Annotated in this window: 5 protein-coding genes and 3 tRNA genes; 1 reads left to right on the forward strand and 7 read right to left on the reverse strand. The window is 48.6% G+C overall.

From position 1 onward, the window contains the following. Positions 1-47: 47 nt before the first annotated feature. Positions 48-1,337, forward strand: a complete 1,290-nt coding sequence (locus IYN85_RS15115) for an FAD-binding oxidoreductase (RefSeq protein WP_196159731.1) — start codon at positions 48-50, stop codon at positions 1,335-1,337. A gap of 151 nt (positions 1,338-1,488) precedes the next feature. Here IYN85_RS15115 and tuf read toward each other — a convergent pair whose 3' ends face one another. The 7 genes from tuf to IYN85_RS15150 form a co-directional block, all read right to left on the reverse strand. Further along, positions 1,489-2,682, reverse strand: a complete 1,194-nt coding sequence (gene tuf / locus IYN85_RS15120) for an elongation factor Tu (RefSeq protein ID WP_196159732.1) — start codon at positions 2,680-2,682, stop codon at positions 1,489-1,491. 80 nt (positions 2,683-2,762) lie between these two features. Beyond that, a tRNA-Thr gene (locus IYN85_RS15125) sits at positions 2,763-2,837 on the reverse strand. A 17-nt stretch (positions 2,838-2,854) separates the two neighbouring features. Continuing rightward, positions 2,855-2,928, reverse strand: a tRNA-Gly gene (locus tag IYN85_RS15130). Between the two features lie 20 nt (positions 2,929-2,948). Next, a tRNA-Tyr gene (locus IYN85_RS15135) sits at positions 2,949-3,032 on the reverse strand. Between the two features lie 162 nt (positions 3,033-3,194). Continuing rightward, positions 3,195-3,854, reverse strand: a complete 660-nt coding sequence (locus IYN85_RS15140; RefSeq protein ID WP_196159733.1) for an SPOR domain-containing protein — start codon at positions 3,852-3,854, stop codon at positions 3,195-3,197. Beyond that, the gene (locus tag IYN85_RS15145) at positions 3,851-4,573 is read right to left on the reverse strand and encodes a type III pantothenate kinase (RefSeq protein WP_196159734.1); all 723 of its coding nucleotides are present in this window, start codon (positions 4,571-4,573) and stop codon (positions 3,851-3,853) included. Before IYN85_RS15145 ends, IYN85_RS15140 begins: the two co-directional genes overlap by 4 nt. Next, positions 4,567-5,529: a biotin--[acetyl-CoA-carboxylase] ligase gene (locus tag IYN85_RS15150; RefSeq protein ID WP_255533754.1), complete on the reverse strand. Its 963-nt coding sequence runs from the start codon at positions 5,527-5,529 to the stop codon at positions 4,567-4,569. Before IYN85_RS15150 ends, IYN85_RS15145 begins: the two co-directional genes overlap by 7 nt. Positions 5,530-6,221: the final 692 nt, after the last annotated feature.

Consider the following 6,221-nt stretch of genomic DNA (forward strand, 5'->3'; position numbering starts at 1 on the left):
GCAATCATCGTTGCGGCTCAAACCCATTCTCAGCTCTCGAGGTTGTCATGGCTGAATCTCGCTGCGGTGCCTACTACACCGCAACTGTTAATCAAGAATCCAACTACCCTCGCCTGGAAGAAAATATCCGCGTCGATGTTGCCGTTATCGGAGGCGGCTTCACCGGCGTTAACACCGCTTTGGAACTTGCCGAAAAGGGCTATTCTGTCGCGTTGCTGGAAGCCAATAAGATTGCTTGGGGGGCGACGGGTCGCAATGGCGGTCAGATTACCGGCAGCCTTTCAGGCGATGACGCCATGCGCAAACAAATGCGCAAAACCTTGGGGGAAGACGCTGATAACTTCGTCTGGAACCTGCGCTGGCGCGGTCATGACATCATCAAGAACCGAGTAGCCAAATACGGTATTGATTGCGACCTTAAACACGGGCATCTGCATACCGCCTACAAACCCAGTCACATGACAGAACTGAGGGCGAGTTATGAAGAAGCGGTTCGACGAGGCATGGGCGAGCAAGTAACCTTACTGCAGCGCGAAGACATGTCAGACTACTTGGAAACCGATATTTATCACGGTGCCATTTACAACCGCAAAAACATGCACGTTCATTCGCTAAACCTCTGCCTTGGCGAAGCTACCGCCGCAGCAAAGCAGGGTGTGCAGATATTTGAAGATTCTAAAGTTGTTACGATCAACCATGGCGCAATACCGGTCGTGGTCACTGAACATGGTCAGGTGCAGGCCAATACTGTGTTGTTAGCAGGCAACGCCTATCATCGACTCGAACGACACAAAATGAGCGGCAAAATTTTTCCCGCAGCGGGCGGCATCGTCGCGACGGAACCGTTGTCTGAAGAGATTGCCAAGACAATTAACCCGAAAGATCTTGCTGTGTACGATTGCCGTTTTGTACTCGACTACTATCGACTCACCGGTGATCGAAGACTGTTGTTCGGTGGTGGCGCAAACTATTCTGGCCGTGAATCCCGCAACATCGAAGCAGAAATGAGGCCTTCCCTGGAAAAGACATTTCCGCGCTTAAAAGGCGTGAGGATCGATTTTCAGTGGAGCGGCATGATGGGCATAGTCATCAACCGGATTCCTCAATTGGGCAAGGTGTCCGATAACGTTTTTTACGCGCAGGGCTACAGTGGCCACGGAATCGCAACTTCGCACATCATCTCAGAAATTATGGCCAACGCGATCAGTGGGCATATGACAGAATTCGATACTTTTGCCGCCTGCTCCCACATAAGAATTCCCGGCAGTGAATGGATTGGAAATCAGTTTTTGGCGGTAGGAATGTGGTATTACCTGCTGATGGAGAAATTGCGTTAAACAGTTTTGTCAGCGTGAGACGCGAATCTATGGTTAGTGAGAGTCAACGCTGCGGCCTGAGAGCACGCAACTTGGTTCGTACTATTTCCGTTAAACAACAAAAAACCCGCCGAAGCGGGTTTCTTGTGAAGCTTACTGCTTAATCAATCGATTACTCGATGATCTTAGCAACAACGCCCGCACCTACAGTACGGCCACCTTCACGGATCGCGAAACGCAAACCTTCGTCCATCGCGATAGGAGCAATCAATGTTACTTCCATCTTGATGTTGTCGCCTGGCATAACCATTTCTACGCCTTCAGGCAGTTCACACGCTCCAGTTACGTCCGTTGTACGGAAGTAGAACTGTGGACGGTAACCTTTGAAGAAAGGAGTGTGACGGCCACCTTCGTCTTTTGACAGAACGTAAACTTCTGCTTCGAAACGAGTGTGAGGCGTGATAGAACCTGGCTTCGCCAAAACCTGACCACGTTCAACGTCATCACGCTTAGTACCACGCAGCAACGCACCAATGTTCTCACCTGCACGACCTTCGTCAAGCAGCTTACGGAACATTTCAACACCGGTTACAGTTGTTGTTGTGGTTTCTTTGATACCAACGATCTGTACTTCGTTACCGGTGTTAACGATACCGCGTTCAACACGACCCGTTACAACGGTACCACGACCAGAGATTGAGAATACGTCTTCAATTGGCAACAGGAATGGCTGATCGATTGCACGAACTGGCTCAGGGATGTATTCATCCAGAGTTTCAACCAACTTCTTAACAGCGGTTGTACCCATTTCGTTGTCGTCTTTGCCTTCCAACGCCATCAGTGCAGAACCGATAACGATAGGCGTGTCGTCGCCTGGGAATTCGTACTGTGACAACAGGTCACGAACTTCCATTTCAACCAGTTCCAACAACTCTTCGTCGTCAACCATGTCAGCTTTGTTCAGGAAAACAACGATGTAAGGTACACCAACCTGACGAGACAATAGGATGTGTTCACGAGTCTGTGGCATTGGGCCGTCAGCAGCAGAACAAACCAGGATCGCGCCGTCCATCTGAGCAGCACCGGTGATCATGTTCTTCACGTAGTCGGCGTGTCCAGGACAGTCAACGTGCGCGTAGTGACGAGTAGGTGATTCGTATTCAACGTGTGAAGTTGAGATGGTAATACCACGCTCACGCTCTTCAGGCGCGTTGTCGATGCCGTCGAAAGCAACGGCAGCACCGCCCCATACTTCTGAACATACGCGAGTCAACGCAGCAGTCAAAGTGGTTTTACCGTGGTCAACGTGACCGATTGTGCCCACGTTTACGTGGGGCTTAGTACGCTCAAATGTAGCCTTTCCCATTAGGTTCGCCTTCACTAGTTAGTTGATAACACATACTAAAAAGGCAGCCACTTTAGTGCCTGCCTTTGAAAATTTCAATATGGTGCTCACGATGAGATTTGAACTCATGACCTCTCCATTACCAATGGAGTGCTCTACCACTGAGCTACGCGAGCAATTAGTACCGGGATAATGGAGCGGGTAGCGAGAATCGAACTCGCATCATCAGCTTGGAAGGCTGAGGTTCTACCATTGTACCATACCCGCTAATCTTCCTAAGAAGGAAGTGGTGGAGGGGGACGGATTCGAACCATCGAAGCTTACGCGGCAGATTTACAGTCTGCTCCCTTTGGCCACTCGGGAACCCCTCCAGAACGGGCGCAAAGTTTGCCGTAACAGGCCGTCACTGTCAATAAGGTTTTGTAAAACTTTTTCAGTTATAACAAGCACTTAGCGATGCGACGTTACTTTGCTGCCTTCCTCGCTTAGCGAGGAGGCGCGCATATTAGGAGGTACAAAACAGAATTGCAAGTCTAATTGCACAAGAACCTGGAAAATTCTGTATTTTCGAAGGCCGACAGTATCGATTCGAGAGTAGTATCCGATAACAACGCAGCGGAATCCTTGCCAATAACAAGATTCGTGGTTGTGCCAGTGTGCTCCTTGATAATCGTTTTAGCCCTGATACCTAATTGACTGAGCTCATCAACCTTACGTTTGGCATTCGTATCATTGCTGAAAACACCCAGAGACAAGGCATTCTTGTTATCCCCTGTGGTAATAACGTAGCTTTCAACGCCTTTGGCTGAAGCTTTATTGAGCTCGGCACGCGCTAAATCAATGCTCGCAAATGGACCTAAAATGACCTGATAGTCGCGTCGGAGTATGGTTGTGTCGGTTACTTTTTTAGCCTCAACTTCAAGGGCTTTTAACCGAGATTCAACAATAGGCAAGCTGTCGTCTGCCACTAATCCGGTGATTTTTATACAACGTAAAGACTCTGTATCTTTCACAACCGGCGTTCGCTCACTGGATTCATTGAGTCTCTGCTGCTGAGTTTTAGTCAACTGCAAATTATTGAATTTGGTCAACGCCCCTTGCTCTACCATCTGTTCAGGCTGCTGAGCATCCCAGTATTGATAGCCGCCTAGCGCGATATTAATCACTAATAGCAACAGCAGCGTCCATTTCATGTATTTACCTTTGTCTTAAATTCGTCTGATTCACAATAAACCCGCAGGCCAAGCATAACCAAGTGATGCTCTATGGTAACCTCACCCACCAGAAACTGACAGATAATGCCGCTATCGCCACCCGTGATAACGCGAGTGACCGGTGTTTCAAACTGTAGCATAGCTCGTTCTATCAGCGCGACCACACTCATGACCAAACCGTAAGTTATGCAATCGGTAGTGCTTTTACCAAGCTCACCTGAAAATTGAAGATCAACTTCTGGCAATAAATCTGTACCTTGACTCAATGCCCGGGCGGACAGACGCAAACCCGGTGAGATCGAACCGCCCAAGTGCTGACTCTGAGCGTTAACATGATCAATCTTAACGGCTGTACCGATGTCAATCACTTGTAGTGGTTGCTCAGGGAACAAGGACATGGCTCCCAGCATGGCCAGCCAACGATCGACACCAAGCTTCGTGACATCGGCATAAGCCAGTTTAAGACCATAAAAACCATCCACCACTCGACACTGGGTACACGGTATCGCATGCTGTTCGCATACCCTTGATATATCCGAGTAACGTCCGCCGACATCGGCGACAACGACCTCAAGAGGAGGATTTTGAGTTAGATACGCAGATAGCTCGGTTATCGTATCGAACGTCCCATATGAACCCTGATAGCTGTATTTTATCCGAGTATTACCCGAATCAAGGCATAAGATAGAATCTACCATCGCACAGAGACCTCACCGCCATTGAATGCCCTAGTTTCCTCATTGTCCATTGCTACCAACAACTGCCCCGAATTATCGATACCTTGCGCAACCCCAGAATAAACATTTGGCCCCTGAATAACCTTTACGGATTTTTCGTGAAGATAATCATAAGCTGCATATTTTTGCTGAATGTCCTTGATACCAAATTCATTAGCCACGTTAATCGTATTTATCACCGACGTAACCAGCTGCGCCAAAAGCTTATCGCGGTCAGCCCTATCATCAACCAGGTCGTTAATTTTAATTGATGCAATGTCCGTTGCTTCGGGACAGGACAATACGTTCAATCCTATACCAATAACCAATAGCGCCTCGTCCTGAGGATTACCTAATAACTCGCAAAGCACGCCTGCAAGTTTTCGGTCTTCTACATAGATATCATTAGGCCACTTAATTTTTACCGGCTTGCTGGTTATCTCACCAATCACTTCAGCGATCGCCAAGCCCGTTAAAATAGACGCCATGTATAAAACATCGGGTTTCCAGATGGTTTTATGGCCAAGCGAAAACAATAGATTTGCACCCAAGGGACTAATCCAAGTCTTACCCCGACGACCTCTCCCGGCGTGCTGATATTCGCTGACAAATAGCTTCCAATCTTCACTTTGATAAACAGCTTCCATAGCATTACGATTGGTGGACTCCGACTCCGCGACAATATCAACAACTTTCAACTGTTGCGCTACTCCCTCGCCTAAAAACTGAATCACGCGTGATCGGTCAAGTAATGCCAAAGACTCGACCAAACGATACCCTCGTCCACGCACGGAGTTAACAACCAAGCCATATTGTTCCAGCTGCTTTATCCAAGTTGAGATGGTCGCCCGAGTGACAGAAAGCTTTTCTGCCAACACTTCGCCTGACACAAAGGCATTGCTTTGTAAGAGAGATAGAAGAGGGATTAGATTTTTCAGACGTCACCTTTAATGTGAGAAAGTTGCAAACAGGTATGATATTTGGAATTCAGTTTAATGCCAAAGCGCATTACAACGTGCTCGATAACAAAGAGCACTATGAGGCAGCTTAGCATGGGGGAAAGTAGAAGTAGGCTGTTTTGCCAGACTCTTACAGCAACGACTTACATGCACATTGTTGTACGGGCTTGTAAACGCTCGCAACGGCACACTAGGATAAAGGATCCAATAAACTGTTTTCCCGTGAGGTTTTCTCAGACTCTTAGCGGTGCGGCCATTCTCCCGGGCATAATAACCGATCCATCACTGGACCGGGCTGTCGGTTAGGGATGGTGCGGTAACCCGACCTGACGATGAGTCAGGCGTCTATTCTCGCCATGCCTTTCTCGCAGGCATAAAAAAACCCGATCCATCACTGGACCGGGCTTTCGGTTTGGGATGGTGCGGCACCCCGACCTAACGATGGGTCGTTTCTACCGATGCATGCATTGTTCAGTTCCCGCTGTCAGCCTATCTGCTAGTGCGGCCTTTTCCCCAGGCATAAAAAAACCCGATCCATCACTGGACCGGACTGTCGGTTTGGGATGGTGCGGCACCCCGACCTGACGATGGTCAGGCGTCTATTCTCGCCATGCCTTTCTCGCAGGCATAAAAAAACCCGATCCATCTCTGGACCGGGCTTTCGGTTTGGG

The organism is Reinekea sp. G2M2-21 (genome assembly GCF_015687175.1).
Taxonomy (GTDB): Bacteria; Pseudomonadota; Gammaproteobacteria; order Pseudomonadales; family Natronospirillaceae; genus Reinekea.

Excerpts from the sequence above, each read along its gene's own strand:
- IYN85_RS15140 (WP_196159733.1), bottom strand. The coding sequence starts at position 3,854 with ATGAAATGGACGCTGCTGTTGCTATTAGTGATTAATATCGCGCTAGGC.
- tuf (WP_196159732.1), bottom strand. The coding sequence starts at position 2,682 with ATGGGAAAGGCTACATTTGAGCGTACTAAGCCCCACGTAAACGTGGGC.
- IYN85_RS15145 (WP_196159734.1), bottom strand. The coding sequence starts at position 4,573 with ATGGTAGATTCTATCTTATGCCTTGATTCGGGTAATACTCGGATAAAA.
- IYN85_RS15115 (WP_196159731.1), top strand. The coding sequence starts at position 48 with ATGGCTGAATCTCGCTGCGGTGCCTACTACACCGCAACTGTTAATCAA.